General features: G+C 34.5%; 17 protein-coding genes. 14 read left to right on the top strand and 3 right to left on the bottom strand.

Annotation, left to right across the window (positions count from 1 at the left end):
* The first annotated feature begins 179 nt into the window (after nucleotides 1-179).
* Nucleotides 180-1184, top strand: a complete 1005-nt coding sequence (locus BCR26_RS07735; RefSeq protein ID WP_069698407.1) for a nucleoid-associated protein — start codon at nucleotides 180-182, stop codon at nucleotides 1182-1184.
* Nucleotides 1185-1438: 254 nt separating this feature from the next.
* Here BCR26_RS07735 and BCR26_RS07730 read toward each other — a convergent pair whose 3' ends face one another.
* On the bottom strand, nucleotides 1439-3463 hold the full coding sequence (locus tag BCR26_RS07730) for a urocanate hydratase (protein WP_069698406.1): 2025 nt from the start codon (nucleotides 3461-3463) through the stop codon (nucleotides 1439-1441).
* A gap of 249 nt (nucleotides 3464-3712) precedes the next feature.
* On the opposite strand from BCR26_RS07730, the gene hutI reads away from it, so the two are divergent.
* Complete coding sequence (gene hutI, locus BCR26_RS07725; protein WP_069698410.1) at nucleotides 3713-4978, top strand: imidazolonepropionase; 1266 nt, start codon at nucleotides 3713-3715, stop codon at nucleotides 4976-4978.
* Nucleotides 4979-5166: 188 nt separating this feature from the next.
* Complete coding sequence (locus tag BCR26_RS07720; protein ID WP_069698405.1) at nucleotides 5167-8232, top strand: ATP-binding protein; 3066 nt, start codon at nucleotides 5167-5169, stop codon at nucleotides 8230-8232.
* Nucleotides 8233-8388: 156 nt separating this feature from the next.
* Here the strand turns inward: BCR26_RS07720 and glmL are convergent, their stop codons facing one another.
* Nucleotides 8389-9777 (bottom strand): methylaspartate mutase accessory protein GlmL, encoded by a 1389-nt coding sequence (gene glmL, locus BCR26_RS07715; protein WP_069698404.1) that lies wholly within the window; start codon nucleotides 9775-9777, stop codon nucleotides 8389-8391.
* A 557-nt stretch (nucleotides 9778-10334) separates the two neighbouring features.
* Here glmL and BCR26_RS07710 point away from each other — a divergent pair.
* The 9 genes from BCR26_RS07710 (at nucleotide 10335) to BCR26_RS07670 (ending at nucleotide 20440) form a co-directional block, all read left to right on the top strand.
* Complete coding sequence (locus BCR26_RS07710) at nucleotides 10335-10862, top strand: folate family ECF transporter S component (protein ID WP_069698403.1); 528 nt, start codon at nucleotides 10335-10337, stop codon at nucleotides 10860-10862.
* A gap of 86 nt (nucleotides 10863-10948) precedes the next feature.
* Nucleotides 10949-11848 (top strand): glutamate formimidoyltransferase, encoded by a 900-nt coding sequence (gene ftcD, locus BCR26_RS07705; RefSeq protein WP_069698402.1) that lies wholly within the window; start codon nucleotides 10949-10951, stop codon nucleotides 11846-11848.
* Between the two features lie 108 nt (nucleotides 11849-11956).
* A complete protein-coding gene (locus BCR26_RS07700) occupies nucleotides 11957-12583 on the top strand; it encodes a cyclodeaminase/cyclohydrolase family protein (RefSeq protein ID WP_069698401.1) in 627 nt (208 codons plus the stop codon).
* A gap of 36 nt (nucleotides 12584-12619) precedes the next feature.
* A complete protein-coding gene (locus BCR26_RS07695) occupies nucleotides 12620-14296 on the top strand; it encodes a formate--tetrahydrofolate ligase (protein WP_069698400.1) in 1677 nt (558 codons plus the stop codon).
* Between the two features lie 3 nt (nucleotides 14297-14299).
* Nucleotides 14300-14902 carry a HutD family protein gene (locus BCR26_RS07690; protein WP_069698399.1) on the top strand — a complete coding sequence of 201 codons (603 nt, stop codon included), beginning with the start codon at nucleotides 14300-14302 and terminating at the stop codon, nucleotides 14900-14902.
* 82 nt (nucleotides 14903-14984) lie between these two features.
* Nucleotides 14985-16322: an APC family permease gene (locus BCR26_RS07685; RefSeq protein ID WP_069698398.1), complete on the top strand. Its 1338-nt coding sequence runs from the start codon at nucleotides 14985-14987 to the stop codon at nucleotides 16320-16322.
* A gap of 41 nt (nucleotides 16323-16363) precedes the next feature.
* Nucleotides 16364-17908, top strand: coding sequence for a histidine ammonia-lyase (gene hutH / locus BCR26_RS07680; RefSeq protein WP_069698397.1), 1545 nt, complete (start codon nucleotides 16364-16366; stop codon nucleotides 17906-17908).
* A 333-nt stretch (nucleotides 17909-18241) separates the two neighbouring features.
* The gene (gene hisS, locus BCR26_RS07675) at nucleotides 18242-19540 is read left to right on the top strand and encodes a histidine--tRNA ligase (protein WP_069698396.1); all 1299 of its coding nucleotides are present in this window, start codon (nucleotides 18242-18244) and stop codon (nucleotides 19538-19540) included.
* A 15-nt stretch (nucleotides 19541-19555) separates the two neighbouring features.
* Nucleotides 19556-20440: a YitT family protein gene (locus BCR26_RS07670; RefSeq protein ID WP_069698395.1), complete on the top strand. Its 885-nt coding sequence runs from the start codon at nucleotides 19556-19558 to the stop codon at nucleotides 20438-20440.
* Between the two features lie 337 nt (nucleotides 20441-20777).
* Here BCR26_RS07670 and BCR26_RS07665 read toward each other — a convergent pair whose 3' ends face one another.
* Nucleotides 20778-21137: a YxeA family protein gene (locus BCR26_RS07665; protein ID WP_069698394.1), complete on the bottom strand. Its 360-nt coding sequence runs from the start codon at nucleotides 21135-21137 to the stop codon at nucleotides 20778-20780.
* Nucleotides 21138-21336: 199 nt separating this feature from the next.
* On the opposite strand from BCR26_RS07665, the gene BCR26_RS07660 reads away from it, so the two are divergent.
* Nucleotides 21337-22041, top strand: coding sequence for a zinc metallopeptidase (locus BCR26_RS07660; protein WP_069698393.1), 705 nt, complete (start codon nucleotides 21337-21339; stop codon nucleotides 22039-22041).
* Nucleotides 22042-22144: 103 nt separating this feature from the next.
* A complete protein-coding gene (locus BCR26_RS07655) occupies nucleotides 22145-22480 on the top strand; it encodes a hypothetical protein (protein ID WP_069698392.1) in 336 nt (111 codons plus the stop codon).
* The last annotated feature ends 24 nt before the right edge of the window (nucleotides 22481-22504 follow it).

Below are 22504 nucleotides of genomic sequence, written 5' to 3'. Positions count from 1 at the left end.
TATACCAAGAAAATCATTAAAGTATCAGACACCATTAGAGGTATTTTTGAGTTACGTAAATGATAAGCATTTGTCCAGCTTAATTTGACAAATCAAATTACTAAAAAACAAAAAAGTCTTGGATTTTTTTTCGATTTTCATGTAGACTAAATAGGGTTTAGAAAAAGGGAGACGAGTAAATGGACATTTATTTAAAAAATGCAATTTTGCATATTATTGACCGTGAAACAGGGACACCTGTTTTTTCAGAAAAAGAACTTGATTTAACAACTGAGCATATCCGTACCTATTTGACTAGTAAAATTACCAAATTGTCAACAGCACAAACTAAAACAGGAATTTTAGCAGAGCATAGTCAATTTGTTGAGAAAATGCGCGGAATTCCTTCTGATTTTATTGGGAAAAGTAAAGAAGTTGCTCAGCATTGGTACGATGTTTATTCAGGAAGCGAAGATGCTCCTAGTGCGGATGTAATTTTTGTTCTCTATGAGTTAGATACTGTGATGCATTTAGCTATGATTAAATTGAATTTTAAAGAAAACTATACTCATTATGTTGACTATGTAGAAGAAGCTGTTTACAATAAGCTAATTATCAATAGAGCGATTTTGCCTTCTAAGTCTCAGAAACCAGATGAAGGAATCACAGTTAATTTAGATACAATGGCTTACGAGTTATTAGAAAAAAGATATGAATTTTCTGGTGAAAAAGTCTGGTATTTTTCTGAAAAAGTAATTGAATCAGAACCAGCTCCTTCAATTGAAGAGAATATGAAGGAAATCAAAAAAGCTGTAAAACGCATTGGTAAAAAATTCAATGAAGATGAATTTGAATTAATTGCTTCAGTAAAAGAAGCTGTTTATGAAAGTATTGAAGAAACAGGGACTATTGATAATGAACAAATAGCTGAACAAGTTTTCAAAGAGAATATCTCTGCTCGAATGGCTTATCAAGAAGAAGTAAATGAATCAAAATTTGTTGACAAAACACCACCAATTCGTGAAGCTAGAGAAATTTCTGAGAAAAAATTTGGGAAACAAAAATTAAAAATGAGCAATGGAATCGAATTGATTGTACCGATTGATGTATATCGAAATGGTGATTTAATTGAATTTGTTAATAATCCAGATGGGACAGTATCAATCACTTTAAAAAATATTGAGAAGATTAGTAATCAGCTGTAAAAAGTAGAAGTTGGAAAAAGATATATGACTTTTAGGATCATTACCAAAAGAAGGTTGAGACAGAAGTCGTTTTGAGGCGAGAAATCAGACCGCAAAGCGTACAATACGCTTTAATTGAGTGCTTTGCGGGGAATTTCCTAAGACCCAGACTTTTGACCACCGTTAATTCGAATTTAGAGGATGAAACAAAACTAAAAATCAGTTTTGTTTCATCCTCTTCGTTTAGAAATAAATCAATAATATTTTTTTTGCCTCTATTTAAACAATTCTGAAATTGCTGAGGCTACTTTTTGTTCATTTGCAAGATATGGAATCGTAATATGATCTTTTCCAGCATTCCTATCGTTATGTTCAATAGATGTTTCAATTGCATGTTCGTTTCTAGCCCAGTTTCTTCGTGCAACGCCCCCCATTGTATCCCAAGAAATCGCTGATTTAATAATCTCATCGCACAATTCACTGCCGTCTAAAACCATTCCAAACCCACCATTGATTGACTTGCCGATTCCGACTCCGCCGCCATTATGGAGAGCAATCAAACTCATGCCACGAGCCGCATTTCCAGCAAAACATTGAGTAGCCATATCGGCAGTTACGTTACTGCCATCTTTAATATTGGAGGTTTCTCTAAAGGGTGAATCTGTTCCTGAAACATCATGATGGTCTCGTCCTAGCATAACGGGTCCAATTTTTCCTTCACGAATCAATTGATTGAATTTTAACGCAATATTAACACGACCCGTTGCATCTTGATAAAGAATTCTAGCTTCTGTTCCTACGACCAGTTGGTTTTTTTCTGCATCTCGAATCCAGTTATAGTTGTCACGATCTTGATAACGACGAGTTGGATCAATTGCCTCCATTGCTGCACGGTCTGTTGCCATCAAATCTTCGTGTTTCCCACTTAAACAAACCCAACGGAACGGACCATAGCCGTAGTCAAAAAGCATAGGGCCCATGATGTCTTCCACATAAGATGGCCAAATGAAGCCATCCTTATCATCTATACCATTTTTTGAAATCTCTTTAATACCTGAATCATATATTGCTTTCATGAATGAGTTACCGTAGTCAAAGAAATAGGTTCCTTTTGCTGTAAGTGATTTAATCACGTTGAAATGACGAGCTAAGGTTTGATCAATAAGTTGTCTAAATTTTGTTTGATCGTTTGCTAATAGTTCGGTTCTTTCTTCGAATGTGATTCCGACCGGGCAATAACCGCCTTCATAAACATTATGACAAGAAGTTTGATCTGATAATAAATCAATAGGAATATTCTGTTGATCCATGTATTCTAATAAGTCGACAATATTTCCATGATAGGCAATGGAGGTTGCTTCCTTGTTGTTTAAATATTTTTGAGCAATTGTTACAGCTTCTTCAGGTGTTTTTGCTAAGTTACTGATCCACCCTTGTTCTAAGCGAGTGTCAATTCTAGATAAATCAACTTCAGCAACAATCGAAACAGATTTAGCAATTTCTCCGGCTTTTCCTTGAGCGCCGCTCATTCCACCTAATCCAGAAGTCACAAATAACTTGCCAGTCAAATCGCCTTCGTCAGGTATGCCCAATTTCAAACGTCCAGCATTTAATAACGTGTTAAAAGTTCCATGAACGATGCCTTGTGGACCGATATACATCCAGCCTCCTGCAGTCATTTGCCCATAATTAGTTACCCCCATTTGTTCAGCAATTTCCCAGTCTTCAATGTTATCGTATTCACCGATAAGTAAGCCGTTTGTAATAATAACTCTAGGCGCATCTTTCTTCGATTGAAACAGGCCTAAAGGGTGTCCTGATTCAACCACTAGTGTTTGTTCATCAGTCATTTCCTCTAGATAACGTTTAATTAAGTGATATTGCATCCAGTTAGAGCAAAGTTGTCCAGTTTCACCGTAAGTTACTAATTCATAGGGATATAAAGCCACATCAAAATCTAAGTTATTGTCAATCATAACTTGCATGGCTTTTGCAGCCACGCATTTTCCTTTATACTCTTCGATTGGTTTCCCATAGATTCGCTCTTTAGGATACCAACGATAACCGTAAATTCGACCGCGTGTCTTTAATTCGTTTAAAAATTCTGGAATCACTTGCTCATGGTATTTTTCTGGAATGTATCGTAAAGCATTTTTTAAAGCTAATGTGGCTTGCGCCTTGGTTAGGCGAAACCCTCTGTCTGGCGCCCGTCTAATTCCTTCTTGAAATTTTGGCATTTCTGGTAATACGTCATCAAGCTTAATGGTCATCGCATTCCCAATTTCAACATTGCTAATCATTTTTGTTCCTCCTTATTATTCGTGTTTTTTTACAATCCTTATGCTTGTTTTTCTAATCGTAGCCATCGTTTGTGATATAGTGAAGGTAAATGTGATAAATTCATTTTAGCTTGGCATAGTCAATGGAGTGTCTATAAAATGAATTTTACGAAATATCTTAGTAAAAACTAGTAAGCGTCTAATTTAGACGGAAATTTGACCGAACAACCTTATAATGAAGAGAATAAAAAAGAGGGAAAAGGTGATAAGATGTTTGCAGATAAAATTTTAGTGAATTTTAGTCAGATTTTCAGTCCTATTGATAAAGGACGGCCGTTAAGAGGAGAAGAAATGTCAGAGGCGTTGATTATTGAAGACGGATATATTGCAATAAAAGATGGAAAAATTCTTGAGGTTGGTAGTGGTAATCCGGATCAAAAGTTAATCAATGGCTACACGGAAATAATTGATTATTCAGGCAAACTAGCTTCACCAGGTTTAATTGATTGTCATACTCACCTTGTATATGGAGGTAGTAGAGAAGGAGAGTTTGCTAAAAAGTTAAATGGTGTCAGTTACTTAGATATTTTAAAAGAAGGGGGAGGGATACTAAGTACCGTTAAAGCGACGAGAGAATCGAGTTTTTCCGTCCTCTTTGATAAGACCAAACGTTTATTAGACAAAATGCTTGTGTATGGTGTGACAACCGTTGAAGCAAAAAGTGGCTATGGTTTGTATTGGGAAACTGAAAAAAGACAGTTGGAGGTAACCAAAGCATTAAATGAAAATCATCCGATAGAATTAGTGTCAACATTTATGGCTGCCCACGCTATACCGAAAGAATATCAGGAAAATCCAGATGCTTTTATCCAGTTAATTATTGATGAAATGCTGCCTAAAGTGAAAGTAGAAAACTTAGCTGAATTTTGTGATATTTTTTGCGAAACGGGTGTTTTTACAGCAGAACAATCCCGTAAATTGCTTACTGCAGCAAAAGAACTAGGGTTTAAGTTAAGAATTCATGCTGATGAAATTGATTCTATTGGCGGTGTGGATGTAGCAGCTGAGCTTCAGACTCTAACAGCTGAGCATTTAATGGCGGCAACTGATGAAGGAATCGAGAAAATGAGTAAGGCACATGTGATCGGTAATTTACTTCCAGGCACAACATTTAGCTTGATGGCGGATACCTATGCACCAGCCAAAAAAATGTTAGAAGCAGGAATGGCTATTACGCTTTCAACCGATAGTAATCCAGGTAGTTGTCCAACAGCTAATATTCAGTTTATCATGCAACTGGGTTGTTTTAAAATGTTTTTAACCCCTATTCAAGTGTTCAATGCCGTGACAATTAATGCAGCCTACGCCGTTGGAAGAGGAGAAAAAATTGGTAGTTTAGATCAAGGGAAACAAGCAGATATTACGATTTTTGATGCGACTAACGTAGACTATCCGCTCTACTTTTTTGCTACTAATCTTGTGATGGATGTTTATAAAAATGGAGAGCAAGTAGTAAAAGATTTTGTTCGATTATAATTAGTTTTGACATAGAGCTGCAATAAATGATGAGCGTTCAATTTTAGTTGTTAAAACCTTAAAAAGGTACTTCTTTTTGGAAGCGTTTTATATTAGAATGACAATATACTGTAAAACTGTTATAAAGGTTCTTATTTTCGTGTTAATATTTAAGTGGTTGTGAAGACTATCTGAAGGAAGGTGAAGTAATGGATGGGGCTGTTTACGGGCAATTATTTGGAACCCCTAAAATTTTATTGAATGGTGAAACGATACTTTTTTCTTTCTCAAAAATTAATGCGTTGCTCTATTATTTAATTGTGAATAAGACAGTTAGTCGAGATGAAGTTGCAGGATTATTATGGCCAGAGATGAATGAAAAAAATGCTAAGAAAAATTTACGAAACACAATTTATCAAGCCAACAAAATGTTGGGGAATGATTATATATGTTCACCTAACAAAGTGCTGTTGATGTTAAACGAAAACCTACCAATCTCTAGTGATGTAGAAATTTTTAAAGATAATCCTCTTGAAAATTTATCTCTCTATCAAGATTCTTTTCTAAAAGGCTTTTTTTTGAAGGATTCTGAAGAATTTGATTTATGGATGATTAAAATGCGTAATTTTTTCGAAAAAAAATTTATAAATGAGTGTTACCGTAAAGTTTCTCAGGATATCCAAGCCCAGCAGTACGAGGATGTTGAAAAAAATTTGCATCAACTTATCAGTATTGATGAATACGATGAACGAAATTATCAGTTGTTAATGAATTATTATCAAGAAATAGAACGCCATGAAAAAGTGATTGAAGTCTATTATGAATTAGCTGATACTTTGAACACTGAATTAGGAATTGGTCCCAGCAAGGAGAGTAGAATTATTTTTGAACGCTCTGTGATGATTGTTAACCAACAGACACAAGTTGCAAATAGTCGCTTTACAACCCGTTTCTTTGGCCGCTTAGAAGAAATAAAAATCTTGGAGACAAACTTTAGTAGTTTTTATCATGATGATCAGTGTTATTCAATTCTTGTCAAAGGAGAAGTTGGTTGTGGCAAGACTAGCTTAGTAAATCGCGTATTAGACAATGTACAGAATCGGTTTCATATTTTAGAAACACAGTGTTACGAAGTAGAAAGTTCTTACGATTTAAGACCTTGGCGTAAAATTATTAATCAAATTTCACACTTGTTTGAAGACTTTAAACTAAATAAGCCAGATTATTGGCAAGCTACAATCAACCGTTTTTTTCCAACTATGGATGATTTTATTCAAGGAAATTCAGCTTTTGAAGACCAAAAATACATTGACTTGAATATTTTATCGCAAGTCCTAATCGAAGCGATTAGAAAAATTAGTCAATCTCAAAAGCTAGTCATTGTCTTCGAAGATATTCAATGGCTTGATGAGATGAGTTTTCAGCTATTGACCAGTGTTTTATTACATTTGAAAAATAAAGAAGCGATATTTATTTTTACTCAACGTGAGGAGGCTAGTTTAAGCGTTGATCATTTTCTAACGACAATTAATTCTTATGAATTGTTAACAGAAGTCAAGTTGCTACCTTTGAATTTTGATGAAACTAGATTGTTTTGTGAATATGAATTGGCTGCTCAAACGGTTTCCGAGACCAAAATTATAGAGCTGTATACTTTGACAGAAGGAAATTTTTTCTTTTTAACAGAATATATTAATATGATTCGAAATGATGATAAACTTGATCTAATGAATTTACGCATGCAAGATGCTTTAAGAGATCGTTTTATTCATTTGTCTGAACAAGAAACTCAAATTGTTGAAGTTGTTTCTTATTTTTATGACTATGTTTCCATTCAATTATTAACTGAAATTGTTAACATTCAAGCATTAGAATTAGTTAATGGTGTTGAAAAATTATTAAATAAGGGTATTTTAGTAGAAAATTTAATGAATGATGAAGTAGTGCTTTCATTTAGCCATAGTCGTCTGAGAGAGTTTGTTTATATGAACCAAATTGCTTCCAAAAAACGCTTATTAAATAAAGAAATTGCTTATCTTTTGGAAAAATCAAAAATTACTGAACATAATGACTACTTAATTTTTGCGAAAATTGCGTATCATTATGAAGAAGCAAGGGAATGGCTAAAATCACTTGATTTTCAATTACGCTATTTGCAAAGCTATTTCAAGTTTTACCATGAATTGTTCCCGGTCAATACCTACTCTAATGATCAGATAACAGTAAAAAGAAGTGAGTGGAAAAAAGGAGCTATCGAAGAATTTGATAAAATTCGATTAAAATTGGCGGAGTTAGAAGCAGACTATCATAGCGATCAAGACTACCGTTTATTACTGATGAGATTTTATAATCTTGAAGGTCGTTTTTTTATTAAACAAGGAAAATATGAACAAGGTGTAATTGATATTCAAAATGTAATTAAAATGGCAAAAGAAATGAAGGAAAGCTATTTCTTACTAGAGGGATATAAGCAGATGATTAACTATTATATTCAGATTGATGCTAGTAAGGAGATGTATGACTATATTGAGTTAGCTTTAAATGAAGCAATTAGTAGTAATAACCATGAATCAATCGGTATTTTGTTGCGCTTAAAAGGGGTCAATTATTTAATGACGGGTAAGCTTTCTTTAGCAGAAAAACAATTTCATGAGTCAATCAATACTTTTACAATTACTGAATCAATCAAAGAGAAGTATAGTGTGAATATCGCTGCTGCATACGACTATTTAGCGGAGATTCGTAGTATTGAAGAAAAATATGATGAAGCCATTGAACTGCAGCAGCGAGCGATTGATTTATGTGAGAATAAAGCTGCTTACTCTAGTTTGTCAGTTTTTTATATCAACATGGGGATTATATTGTTTGCAGAAAAAAAATATGAAAAGGCAAAAGTTGTTTTTAATGAAGCGTATGCTATTTATGATAAATTTTCATCCTTATGGAAACGTCCGCAACTGGATGCTTATATGTCATTAATTAACCTTTATCAGGGGAACTATCAAGCTGTGTTTGTATATTTAATTAGTTCAAAAAAATATATGGAACGTTTTTCTAACCCTAAAGATATAGGTACTTTTTGTTTTGCTGCTGCCATGATTAAACGTCAGTTGGTTCGAGAAAATCATCACGACCATAAGTTGTATGAATTGCTAGATCAGGATGAGGGGTATTATTATCAAAAAGCACTAGAATACCTTAGCCCTAATCGGAATAAATTAGAGACTAATTTGTTGAAACGGACATTTCTAGAAGAAGAGTTAACCAAGAGTTGATGAGGAATCATTGCTATTGCAGACTTACACTTAAGTGGAACTCGTTGGTTACTGTAAATTATTATGAAAAGAAATTTGAAAGTAAAGAATTAAAAATTGAAAAGACTTAGGATGATCAAAAAATTTTTTTGTCCTAAGTCTTTTTTGTCCATTTTTTTAAAGTGTGCGGAGCTCTCTTTTCATTATTCTTAAGGCAATATCTGGGTAATGCTCTCCTAAAAGACCAAGAGTTGATAAGAGGTAGGAGCTATCCGAATAAAAGATGGGATTAATTGGTCTTAAGGTTTCTTCCTCTTTTTGTAGGGAAGAATGGAGGAGATATTTAGGATCAGAATTATTGATAATAACACCACCTGTACCAATTAGTGCAGCAATATATCTAAGGTCTTTTCCGGCTTGATAAAAAGAATCATGAGTTGCTGTTTGATGTCGTCTCAACTTCCCTGCATGTCGCTCTATTGCGAGATCAATAGCTATTTTTGCCATAACAGTATCAAAGTTTTTCTCATTTGAAGAAGTAGGAATAAATTCTGGATTAGTCACTCGTCTTTCACAAGAAGACACAATTGTTTTATCGTCTAATTTTTTTAGTGAGTAGTGGTTAAAAAGTGCTGTAGTCGCTGCTTCATATAAACTGATGGCTGAATAACGCATACCTAAATCACCTTCAACTGTTCTTTTTAATAAAGGTTCTTCCAAGCCTTCATAGATAACTTCTTGCTTCCCTGAAACGCTTTCAGAAATAGAGTGAATGTCCGTTGTTGCCCCACCGACATCAATCACGACTAAATCGCCAAGACCAGTTACTTTTTTTGTTCCTTTAGAAAGTAAATTTGCTGCAGACAATACAGCTGTGGGGGTTGGGATGATAGGATAATCGGTTAGTTCTGCCACTCGTTCTAATCCTTTGGCGTAAATTATTTTTTCAAAAAATATTTGTCGAAGAATCTTCCGAATCTCGTCTGTTTTTAGTAGATTAATTTTAGGCATCACATTTTCAGTAATATAGTAGGTTTTATCAGGTGGGAAAAGGCGTTTAATTGAAGGGACTACTTGGTTATTTCCTGCAACAATTACGGGAATATCTTTTTCTAATTCTACCAACTGAGAAACGCAGTTTAAAATGAAGTGACTGTTTCCTCCGTCTGTTCCACCAGTTAACAAAATCACATCGGGCTCCAACTTATTGATTTCGTCAACATCGTTTGAAGTTAAGTCATAGGCGTAGGTTTTTAATATTCTAGTTCCTGCCCCTAAAGCGGCTTTTTTTGCAGCTGAAGCAGTTAGGCTGTGAGTCAAACCAATCGCAACCATCTTAAATCCTCCAAATGCTGAAGAACAAACAAATGTTTTGTCAATTGTCAGTGTCTTAACACCAAGATTCGTTTTTATTATCTTTGTAACTTCCTGGTAACTATCCATCAAGTCTGTTTTAATACTAGTTTTAACAATAGCTTGACTCTGGACCACCTCATTTTTTAAGTCAATCAAATTTGCTTTTGTATAAGTGCTGCCAAAGTCTAGTAGTAAGATATTATTCGACATAGGTACATAGCCTCTCTTTCTAGATTAAAATTAGATGAATAAACAATTGGTTTTTGATAAAATTTGATAGTCAAAAATGAATTATACAAATCTATTAAACGTCAAATTCCCATTTTTTGAATCAAAATAAGTAAAAAATAGTGTCTTATTTCATAGGATAGATTTCAATATGTATTTATCAAGTTAAACTCCTTTTTTAAGGGCATCTGCTTTTTAGCCATAAAAAAAGACCAAGTACTTTAAATTAAGTGTTGATCAGTCCATATTTATTGCTAAATTCAAGTTGTCGAACACCGACGCCTAATAGTATAAAATTTCTGAGTCAAATAAGTGTCAAATGAATTTACTCCAGCCAACTAGTAGCAATTGTAGAGGTAAATTAGATAGTCGAAAAAACAACTAAAACACTCTAAAAAGCTTGATTTAACGGGGTTTGACAGGGGTGTAGAAGGATGTTAACTTTTAGTAGAACTAAGAAATTTGATGGAATTATTTACGAATCAAATAACTCATCAAGGTGCCAAGCGCACAAAGAATAAAAGGAGGGAAAGAATCTTTTGAAACAAAAACATGTTCTAAAAATTCATACGAAAGATATTGCTTTATTGGGTGTGTTAATTGCAGTAGAGGTTATTATTACTCGTTTTTTTGCAATTGAAAATTCATTTATTAGAATCAGTTTTTCATTTCTTCCATTAATGTTGATGGGGCATCTATTTGGACCTTGGTTGGCCGGGTTAGGGGGAGTGGCTGGTGACCTAATTGGGATGATGATTTTTCCCAAGGCAATGTTTTTCCCCGGATTTACATTAAATGCTTTTTTAATTCCGTTTATTTATGGCTGCTTTTTTTATAAAAAAGACATCACGCTTAAACGAAATATTACAGCTCAATTACTCATTGCACTTTCCATTAGTCTTTTTTTAACCCCAATTTGGCTGAATATGCTGTTTAAAATACCTATTATTGAATTATTACCTGTCCGTTTGTTAAAAGAGAGTGTGTTATTACCTCTCAATATTTTGTTAAGTCATTACCTATTTAATAAAACTTCGTTAGTAAGCGTAATGGAAATGAGTAAATAAGAATTATACATCTTAGCGAAAGCATGATTGTTGTCTAGCAAGATGAATGATAAATATTATTATATGGATTGAAAGGATGTAGTCAAATGGCAAAATTAGTAGAATGTATTCCAAATTTTAGTGAAGGTAGAAATGAGAACGTTATCAACGGGTTAGTTGAAGTGGCTAAAAGTGTCAATGGAGTAACCTTGCTTGATTATTCTTCTGATTCTAATCACAATCGTAGTGTTTTTACTTTAGTCGGTGATGTTGATGGAATTCAAGAAGTGGCTTTCAAATTGGTTCGTTATGCAAGTGAACACATTGATATGACAAAACAAACAGGGGAACATCCTCGAATGGGGGCGACGGATGTAGTTCCTTTTGTACCAATCAAAGATATCACAACTGAAGAATGTGTTGAAATATCTAAAAAAGTAGCAAAAAGAATTAACGATGAGTTGAATATTCCAATCTTTTTATATGAAGAGTCGGCATCATCACCAGATCGAGTAAATTTGGCGCGTGTTAGAAAAGGTCAATTTGAAGGAATGTCTGAAAAACTACAACTAGAAGAATGGGCACCAGATTTTGGCGAAAGAAAAATTCATCCAACAGCTGGGGTAACTGCTGTTGGTGCGAGAATGCCATTAGTTGCTTTTAATGTGAACTTAGATACTTCCGATATTACGATTGCAAATAAGATAGCGAAGATTGTTCGTGGTTCTGGTGGCGGGTTCAAGTATTGTAAAGGTATCGGAGTTATGTTAGAAGATCGAAATATTGCCCAAGTTTCTATGAATATGGTTAATTTTGAAGGAACCCCACTTTATCGGGCATTTGAAACGATTCGTTTTGAAGCAAAACGTTATGGTGTAAACATTATTGGTAGTGAAGTGATTGGTTTAACACCAGCAAAAGCCTTAATTGATACGGCTGAATATTACTTGCAAATTGAAGCATTTGATTATGGCAAACAAGTATTGGAAAACCACCTGTTAAACTAAACATTCCAATTGGATGAATCATTTTATGATTGTGCAAAAAGATAGTCAGAAAGAAAAATTTATATAAATGCCGATTATAGAAAAGTAAATAAAAGTGGAGGAAAGAAAATGAAATTAGTTGAACTGAAAGTCAATGAATTTATGACAGTATTAGGTTCGGATGAGCCAGCTCCGGGTGGTGGTTCAGCATCAGCATTAGCCGCTGCAATGGGTATTTCCTTAGTGAAAATGGTAGCAGAACTGACAACTGGTAAAAAGAAGTATGCTGAACATGAGAATCTGATTCAAGGGGTATTATCTGAGGCCAGTCGATTACAAATTGAGTTGCTGGAAGCCATTGATAAGGACACAGAAGCCTTTAACGTAGTTTCAGCTGTCTTTTCTATGCCAAAAGAAACTGAAGAGGAAAAAGCAGCTAGACGTGATGCAATGCAACAGGCTTTGAAAGGAGCAGCAGTTTCTCCGTATGAAATGATGGAAACAATTATTCAGGCGCTAAAAATAACTAAAAAAGCGGTTGGCAAGTCAAATCTTAACGCCGCAAGTGATCTAGGAGTCGCGGCATTAAATCTAAAATCTGGTTTACAAGGCGCTTGGCTAAATGTCTTAATTAACCTTTCAGGTATTAAAGATCAAGGCTTTGTAGAAGTATACCGTGCTAAAGGAGAGGAACTATTAAAAGATGGTTGTGAATTAGCTGATAGTATTTATGAGGAAATATTGACCCTAGTTTAAATAAAGCTTAAATAGAAAGGAAGTTAATTAGTTATTATGGCCTATTTATCAGATATTGAAATTGCAAACCAAGTGACAATGAAACCAATTAAAGAGGTAGCAGAGTCACTAAACTTAACTGAAGACGATTATGAGTTATATGGAAAATTTAAAGCAAAATTAGATGCTCATGAGCTAGAAAAAATGAAAGATCGTCAAGATGGGAAATTGATCTTAGTAACAGCTATCACCCCTACACCAGCTGGGGAAGGAAAAACAACCACTTCTGTTGGCTTAGCAGACGGGCTAACAAAAATTGGTAAGAAAGCAATGCTTGCTTTGCGAGAACCTTCTTTAGGTCCGGTATTTGGGGTTAAAGGAGGGGCTGCGGGTGGTGGCTATGCTCAAGTTGTTCCGATGGAAGATATCAACTTACATTTCACAGGAGATTTTCATGCAATTGGGGCTGCCAATAATCTGTTAGCAGCTTTATTGGATAACCATATTCATCATGGCAACACTTTACAAATTGACAGTCGCAGAATTACTTGGAAACGAGTAGTGGATATGAATGATCGTCAATTACGTTATATTGTCGATGGCTTGCAAGGAAAAGTCAACGGTGTACCACGTGAAGATGGGTATGATATTACTGTTGCTTCAGAGATCATGGCTATCTTGTGTCTAGCCAATAATATTATTGATTTAAAAGAAAAGTTAAGAAAAATTATTGTGGCGTACAATTTTGCAGGCGATCCTGTAACAGCAGGAGATTTAAAAGCTGAAGGTGCGTTAACAGCATTGTTGAAAGAGGCTATTCATCCTAATTTAGTTCAGACATTAGAACATACGCCAGCGCTTATTCATGGTGGGCCTTTTGCAAATATTGCTCATGGTTGTAATAGTGTATTAGCAACTAAAATGTCCATGAAGTATGCTGACTATACGATTACCGAAGCCGGTTTTGGTGCGGATTTAGGTGCGGAAAAATTTATTGATATTAAATGTCGATTAGCAGATATTAAGCCAGATGCAGTTGTGTTAGTTGCAACGATCCGAGCATTGAAAATGCATGGCGGTGTTCCTAAAAATGCTCTTGGGGATGAAAATGTAAAAGCTGTGATAGATGGGTTTCCAAATTTAGAAAAACACTTGATTAATATTCAAGAAGTATATGGATTACCTGTTGTGGTTGCAATCAATAAGTTTCCAACTGACACACAGGCTGAACTAACTGCAGTTGAAGAGGCGTGCAAAAAACGTAACGTCGAAGTAGTTCTTTCTGAAGTTTGGGAAAAAGGAGGCGAAGGAGCTATTTCACTGGCAGAAAAAGTGATTGAATTAGCAGAGCAACCAAATAGTTTCAGCTATGTTTATGACTTAGAAGATAGTATTGAGGAAAAATTAACTAAAATTGTGCAAAAAGTATACGGTGGTAAAGGTGTTGAAATAACTAAGGCAGCTCGTCGAGAAATGCAAGATTTAGAACGCTTGGGCTTTGGAAATTATCCGATTTGTATGGCTAAAACACAATATTCGTTTTCGGACGACGCAACTTTGATTGGAGCACCAAAAGATTTTACAGTAACGATTAGAAATATGAAAATATCAGCAGGTGCAGGCTTTATTGTTGCTTTAACAGGTACAGTTATGACAATGCCTGGGTTACCAAAATCTCCTGCAGCTGAAAGAATTGATGTCGATGAGCAAGGTGTTATTTCTGGATTATTTTAATTTATGACGATGAAATTAACTAAGTTGCATAAAAATAATTATAAAATGTCTACTTGGAGTGGGGGAGAGACAACGGAAATTTATCTCTTCCCTATTCAGGGGACTTATGACATTGGAAAATTTGATTTTAGAGTATCAACTGCCAACGTTCAATTAGAAAAAACTGTTTTCACTGTGTTACCAGGATATAAAAGATTAATTATGTCATTAGATCAACCATTGACATTAAATCATATACACAATCAGCGTCGAGAAAAAGTATTGTTGATTCCTTTTGAATCCCATTATTTTTTAGGGAAAGAACAGACAGAATCAATAGGTAAATGTACGGATTTTAATTTGATTTATAAAGAAGAACTGGCAGGAGAGCTAAAAGCATATCGACATAAAGAATCATTAAGTATCTCTTCTAATCAGAAATATATCATTTTTGCACTAAAAGAACTGATTATTGATTTTTATCAAGGAGTAGAAAAAGTAAAAAGTTGTCATTTGTATAATAACGATACAATTGTGTTAGAAAAGGTTGCCAAGAGGTATCAATTACTATTAATTGGGCAAGAAAGAGCAGAGATACCAATAGCAGTCGTGGCAAGTGTTGTTTAAATTTGATGATTTTAACTATTTTGTAATCGCTTTCTTTTGGTGGGTAAATAGTTAGATAGGTTATTATCGAAAGGAGAAACTCATGGAAAAAAAGTTAGAGGTAACTGATTTGCATGATGTAAATGAAAAATCGAAATTTAGTTTGAGTGGTGCCACGCTTTATGGAATCAATGCTGTTATTGGATCAGGAATATTTCTGTTACCTAGAACAATTTATCAAGATTTAGGTCCAGCCTCCTTATTAGCAATGATTTTTGATGCCATTTTAGTATTGTTGCTAGCAGTCTGTTTTGCTGAAGTTGCCTGTTATTTTAATAAAAATGGAGGTGCGTTTCAGTATTCTAAATCGGCATTTGGTGACTTTGTAGGATTTATTGTAGGTCTTTTAGGTTGGTTTGTAACAATCATAGCTTGGTCTGCAATGGCAGCTGGTTTTGCAAAACTTTTAATCGTGACGTTCCCCTCATTGGAAGGAAATAACACCTTAATTAGTATTGCTTTAGTTGTTGCTTTGTCAGTTATTAATAGCACTGGCTTAAAAACATCTAAAATTTTTACGATTTCTATTACTATTGCTAAATTGATCCCAATCGTTGCGTTTACTTTATGTAGTATTTTCTTTATTAAACATGGATTTAATGCTGGTCATTTCACGCCGTTTCTACAATTAAAAGAAGGAATGACTCTTTCAAAGGCAATGGCTTCAACATCGTTAACAATTTTCTATGCTTTTATTGGGTTTGAAGCATTACCTGTAGTTGCCGGGGAAATGCGAAACGCAAAGAAAAATGTACCTAAAGCAATTATTGGATCAATTAGTATTGTCTCAATTTTATATTTTATTATTATTGCAGGAACAATTGCAATGCTAGGCGTTGGTATCTTAGAAACAGATGCTCCTGTTCAGGATGCTTTTGCACTGATGATTGGACCCGCTGGGAAGTGGATTATTTCAATTGGAGCATTAATTTCAATCCTCGGCTTAAATGTTGGTGATTCAATGATGATACCACGTTATGGAGCCTCCATTTCTGATGAAGGCTTATTACCAAAAGTAATTGCTAAAAAAAATAAAAAGAAAGCTCCTTACATTTCAATCATTATTTCTTGTATCTTAACGAGTTTATTATTATTAAGCGGTAGTTTTGAACAACTAGCAGAACTTAGTGTGGTTTTCCGCTTTATCCAGTATATACCTACAGCGTTAGCAGTTATTTGGCTACGTAAAAAAGATATGGATTCTGTTCCAGCCTTTAAATTGCCTTTTGGTCCGTTCATTCCAATATTAGCGATTACAGTAAGTGTCTGGATGTTGCTAACGGGTGCTAATGCAGTCAGCTTAATTGCTGGAGGTGTAGGTATTGTCGTAGCAGGTATACTATATTTTGTTCTAAACGGAAATAAAAAAGCAACAAATTAAGAGGATAAGAGAGCGTAGCTTTAGGAAAGGTCTGATAGACATTGAATAGACAGATTATTTTAGATGGTAAAAACTTGACATTAGATCAGGTGGTAGAAGTAGCAAGAAATCATACTCAAGTTACAATTTCTGATCATGCGGTTGATGCAGTGAAAGCTTCAAGAAAAATCGTTGATGATATTGTAGCAAGTAAAAAAGTAACATATGGAGTCAATACAGGATTTGGTTCGTTGGTTAAAGTTAGTATTCCACAAGAGGAAACTAGGCAATTACAAGAAAATTTGATACGCACTCATTCAAGTGGTTTTGGTGATCCTTTAAAAGAAGAAGAAGTTCGAGCAATCATGTTGATAAGAATCAATTCTTTGTTGAAAGGATATTCAGGAATACGATTATCAACTATTGAAACACTCATGAGTATGTTAAACAATAGGGTTGTACCTTTTATTCCAGAAAAAGGTTCTTTGGGAGCTTCTGGTGACTTGGCTCAATTATCTCACATGGTCTTGCCAATGCTTGGTTTAGGAAAAGCATATTTTCGTGGTGAGCTGATGGCTGGACGCAAAGCCATGGAACAAGCAGGAATTCCTACAATCCATTTGGAAGCAAAAGAGGGGTTAGCTTTAATCAATGGGACAACAGTTTTGACTGGGATCGGTGCGTTAGCAACCTACGATGCCATTGAATTGTTAAAATTATCGGATATTGCTGGCGCTCTGTCATTAGAAGTTCATAATGGAATTATCAGTGCTTTTGATGAAGAGTTGCATATTATTCGTCCACAAAATGGGCAGTTGGCAACCGCTAGAAATATTCGCCATTTATTAAAAGGTAGCACCTTAACAACACCTGCTACAGCAGATCGTGTACAAGATCCCTATACTTTACGTTGTATGCCACAAATTCATGGGGCAAGCAAAGACACCATTGCTTATGTGAAAGAAAAAGTAGACATTGAATTGAATTCAGTTACAGATAATCCAATCATAACAAGAAGTGGCGATGTCATTTCGGGTGGTAACTTCCACGGGGAACCATTAGCGCAACCCTTTGACTTTTTAGGAATTGGCGTTGCCGAAATTGGGAACGTATCGGAAAGACGGGTAGAGCGATTAGTAAATACAAATTTAAGTGGCTTGCCGTCATTTTTAGTGAAACATCCTGGCGTAAACTCAGGTTTTATGATTACGCAATATGCTGCTGCTTCACTAGCTTCAGAAAATAAAATTTTGGCTCATCCAGCCAGTGTGGATTCCATCACTTCCTGTGAGAATCAAGAAGACTTTGTTAGTATGGGAACTACAGCTGCTAGAACTGCTCGAGAAATTGTGAAAAATTCTCGTCGAATCTTAGCAACGGAGATCATGGCAGCTTGCCAAGCAATTGATTTTATTTTAGATCGAGGTTCTTTAGGAGAGGGGACAAAAATTGCTTATGAAGCATTCCGTCAGCAAGTAAAATTTTTAGAAAATGATAAAGAGATTGAAATGTATGATGAACTAGAAAAAGCTACAGAAGTCCTAATTAAAGGAGATTTCTTAAAAGAAGTTGAAAATCAAGTTCCTTTAGACATTCAATATCAATAAGTTAGTTTAACGTTAATTTATCAGATTTCAAAATAGTATGAACTGTTCACCCTAGGCACTTATTTTAACTAAACTAGTTAGTTTGGTAGGAATTTGAGTAACGAGGGTGAATATTTTTTTCTATCGAGCAAAGATTTCATATTTTTTATGGAATAGAAGATTAGTTACTGAGAAAAAGATTCTTTGTGACTGATTATGACATGTTTCTTAGCCTGTCGATAAAGACAATAGATTAAAAGTTGAAGACTATACAAGTAATTTTTTTGACAGTAAGAAATGTGAAAAATATAGTTCTATTTGTTTTTAAAAGAACGATTACAGGAGGAAGTTGAGATGAGCTATCAGAGACCAAAAGGAACGACAGATATACTACCAAATGAAATAATTTATTGGCAGTACATCGAAAAGACGGCTAGGAACATTTTTAAAAGATATGATTTTCATGAAATTAGAACACCTATTTTTGAACATTTTGAAGTTATTTCAAGAGGTGTTGGAGAATCGACAGATATTGTTTCTAAAGAAATGTATGATTTTTATGACAAAGGTGGACGTCACATTACGCTTAGACCAGAAGCGACAGCACCGGTGGTTAGAAGTTATGTTGAAAATAAACTCTATGGCCCAGAGCATCAGCATCCTTTTAAAACCTATTATATAGGTCCGATGTTTCGATACGAACGACCACAATCTGGTCGCTTACGTCAATTTCACCAAATCGGTGTTGAGGTTATTGGGAGTCAACGACCAATTAGTGATGTTGAAACAATTTCAATGGCACTAGATTTTTTTAAAAATCTAAATATTACAGAAACTAAGTTGGTTATTAATTCATTAGGAAGTCGTGAGAATCGACAACAATACCGTCAAGCCTTAATTGATTATTTACTGCCGTTTGAAAGCAAGTTAAGTGAAAATTCAAAAAGACGCTTGCTTCAAAATCCATTAAGAATTTTAGACAGTAAAGATTCGGAAGATCAGGAAATTATAAAACATGCACCGTCAATACTTGACTATTTAGATGAAGAGAGTCAGATTTTCTTTAAAGAAATACAAAAGTTGCTCGTACATCTTAATATTCCATTTGTTGTGGACCCTTTTATGGTAAGGGGGTTGGATTATTATAATCATACGGTTTTTGAAATCATGAGTGAAGCACCTGGTTTTGGTGGTGTCCAAACAACTATTTGTGCTGGGGGACGTTATGATGGTCTCATTCGTGAATTTGAAGGACCAGAAGAAGTCGATAATGGTTTTGGTTTTGCTATTGGTATTGAGCGTACTTTGATTGCGATGGCAGCTGAAAATGGGTTGTTAGCAAGCTCGGAGAATCCAGATTTTTACATTGCAGATTTGACTAATGAATCGGGAACTGTTAGTTTAGAGTTAGCACATTTGGCTCGAAAAAACACATTGAGCGCTAAATGTGATTATTCTGCCCGAAGTATTCACTCTCACATGAGACAAGCGGCTAAGCTGAATGCTTCCCTAGTCATGATTGTTGGCAAAGATGAACTAGGTTCGGGAAAAATAAAAATCAAAAATATGAGAACAGGTAAAGAAAAGTATTTCTTGTTAACGAAAGTTAGAGAAGATTTTTTAAGTATATATTCTACAATGATTAATTTATAGATTGAGTGATGACGAATGATAGATTGGGTATTAGGAAGTAAAAAGCAGATTCAAGATTATGGAACAAAATTGTTTATTCTAGTCATTTATGCTTTTATGTATTCAGTGGCATTGAATATATTCTGGCGAAATGGCAACATTTATGCAGGCGGAATTACAGGGATTTCACAAATCATAACCACCGTTTTAGAAAATATTACTGGACAGCCAATTCCGATTGCTATAGTGTATTATGTCTTAAATATCCCACTTTTTTTACTAGGTTGGTTTGTGGTGGATCGTAAATTTGTTTTGTTTACTGTTATCGGCGTTACTTTTGCATCTTTTGCGATTGAAATTATGCCAGTCATTCAATTAACGAATGATCCGATTATTTGTGCTGTTTTTGGTGGAGCAATAAGTGGCTATTCTTTAGGTCTAGCTTTAAAAAACGGCCTATCAACTGGTGGAATGGACATTGTTTTGCTTAGTCTAAGAAAACTGACAGGCAAAAGTGTCGGTCGGATTTCGATGATTATTAATGGCATTATTGTATTGACTGCGGGGTTTATTTTTGGTTGGCCTCATGCTTTTTATAGCCTTCTATCAATCTTTGTTGGTGCTAAGGCGACTGACTTGGTTTATGTAAAACATAAAAAAGTTCAAGTAATGATCATCACTCAAAAACCTGAACTTGTTATTGAAAAATTACAGGAAAAATTATCACGAGGAATTACAGTAATATATCATGCTAAAGGAGCCTATCAGCAAAAAGACCAAGCAATACTAATTACTGTGATTACCCGCTATGAAATGGAAATTTTAAAGGAAATCATGAAAGTGATTGATCCTTCTGCTTTTGTTAGTGTATCTCAAGATGTTGAAATTTTAAGTGACTTTAAAGAATTGGAAATAATTTAATTAAATACCTCAAAAAGATGCTAATTAAGCATCTTTTTTCTATATAAAGCTATTTTATAGGTAGAAAATATTGAATTTTAGTTGGAGCGAATACTTCTAAAAAATTTTGAAAGCTATTTTTTAGTCTTCTCATTCGAGAAACTAAGTTGGATGAATTGTCCTTATACATACAATTCTCATATATTTCCAACGGCACTTGGTCATTCAATGATTTTCTCGGAATACTAACAAGAACGAACAGTCAAAAAAACCGTAAAGTAACCTATCAAAAAGATAAAAGTCACTTACACGGTTTATTTTTTTACATTCCCTTTGAGAGAGAGAGAAGTTATCAAAATTATTCTTTATTCAATGGTTCTAACGCTTTAGCTGGGACTTCATTTTCTTGGACTTCTTCCCAACTAATTATTCCTTTTCGATCATTCACTTTTAATTTTATAAAAGCATTCATTTTTAATGGTTTATCTCGAAATTCATTCATTTCTTGTGTCGTTTTTTTTCCTTTAGCGCTATAAGCCGTTTGAGTATAATTGTACTTGGTTACTTTTTCGCCGGAATCTAAAACCTCTGTAGAAACTTCACCAGGAGTGACAATTTTTGTATAGTAATCGGTGCCTCCGTAGTAATAATTATAGCCAAACCAAACGCCACCACTCAATAAAAGAAATGGAATTAGGAAATATAATATTTTTTTCATATCTTTTCACCTCGTGTTATAAGTATGCAATAATTATCTACGAAATTCCATTTAAACGTCTTAAAATAAAGTGACAGTTTTGTTAGTCAGAGTTGTATTTGCTTTTTAGAAAAAAGAAAATTCACAGAATAGTCAAAGCTCGTTTATACTTTTTTTATCTTCTCATGTTACAATAAAGGAAAGAATGGAGGAGTTTTTGATGATACCTTTTTATCCAATTTTTGATCCAACTTACATACTAGTGATTGTGGGCTTGCTTATTTCAATGGCTGCTTCAGCATATGTAAAAAGTACGTTTAATAGATATGATGAAGTGAAAACGAAAAATAATGTAACAGGTACACAAGCAGCGCAATATATTCTAAAAAAAGAAAACATTCATGATGTTGGTGTGCAACAAATTGCTGGTGATTTAACAGATAACTACAATTCAAGAGACAAAATGTTAAGCTTATCGCAATCAACAGGACAATCAACTTCTGTTGCAGCAATTGGTGTGGCAGCTCACGAATGTGGACACGCCGTCCAAGATGATAAAAACTATATTCCACTAAAAATTAGAGCAGCGATTGTTCCAGTTGCTAATATTGGTTCAACTGCAGCATTTCCTCTAATACTATTGGGTGTTTTGTTTAGTTGGAACCAAACATTAATTAATGTTGGAATCTTTGCATTTTCTTTTGCGTTACTTTTCCAATTAGTGACACTACCAGTAGAATTCAATGCTTCACGACGAGCAATAAAGATTTTATCTGAGGGTAATTTGTTAACAGCGGAAGAAGTTCCAATGGCAAAAAAAGTCCTTTTTGCAGCAGCACTAACCTATGTTGCAGCAGCATTAGCGACGTTTTTACAATTACTACGTCTTATTATTTTATTTGGTGGTAATAATCGTCGCAATTAAAAGGATGGCTAGTTGATAGGATAGCTTTACTAATTAGTTTTTATTACCTGTAATTTCTAGGATATGTTATGATTAAATTAGAAAAGAGAGGGAGCTGATACGAATGAAAACATCTACAAAAATTGGATTAGGTTTAGGTGTGATGGCGGTTGCTGGAGTAGCTGTGACTGTCGTTGCATCAGAAAAAATCATTAAGAAAGTTGCCCACATGTCTAATCGTTGTAAAGCAAAACGTTTTGTTAACGAAAAATTTGCAGGCAATGAAAAATTATTAACGATTGTTGATGATTTATCGGATGATGAATTGGATTCAGTAGTAAATATTTTAGGAAAAGTTAAAGACAGTCGTAAAAAGATTTCTGAATATGGAGAATCTTTAAAAGAGAACGCTGAAAATACTAAAGGACGCTTGATGACCTTTTTTGAAGAATTAATTTAATAAATATAACCAGACAGAGACCTG

The organism is Enterococcus rivorum (genome assembly GCF_001742285.1).
Lineage (GTDB): Bacteria > Bacillota > Bacilli > Lactobacillales > Enterococcaceae > Enterococcus_L > Enterococcus_L rivorum.
Note: the sequence above shows the minus strand (reverse complement) of the source record. Positions and strands in the feature narration are given on the sequence as shown.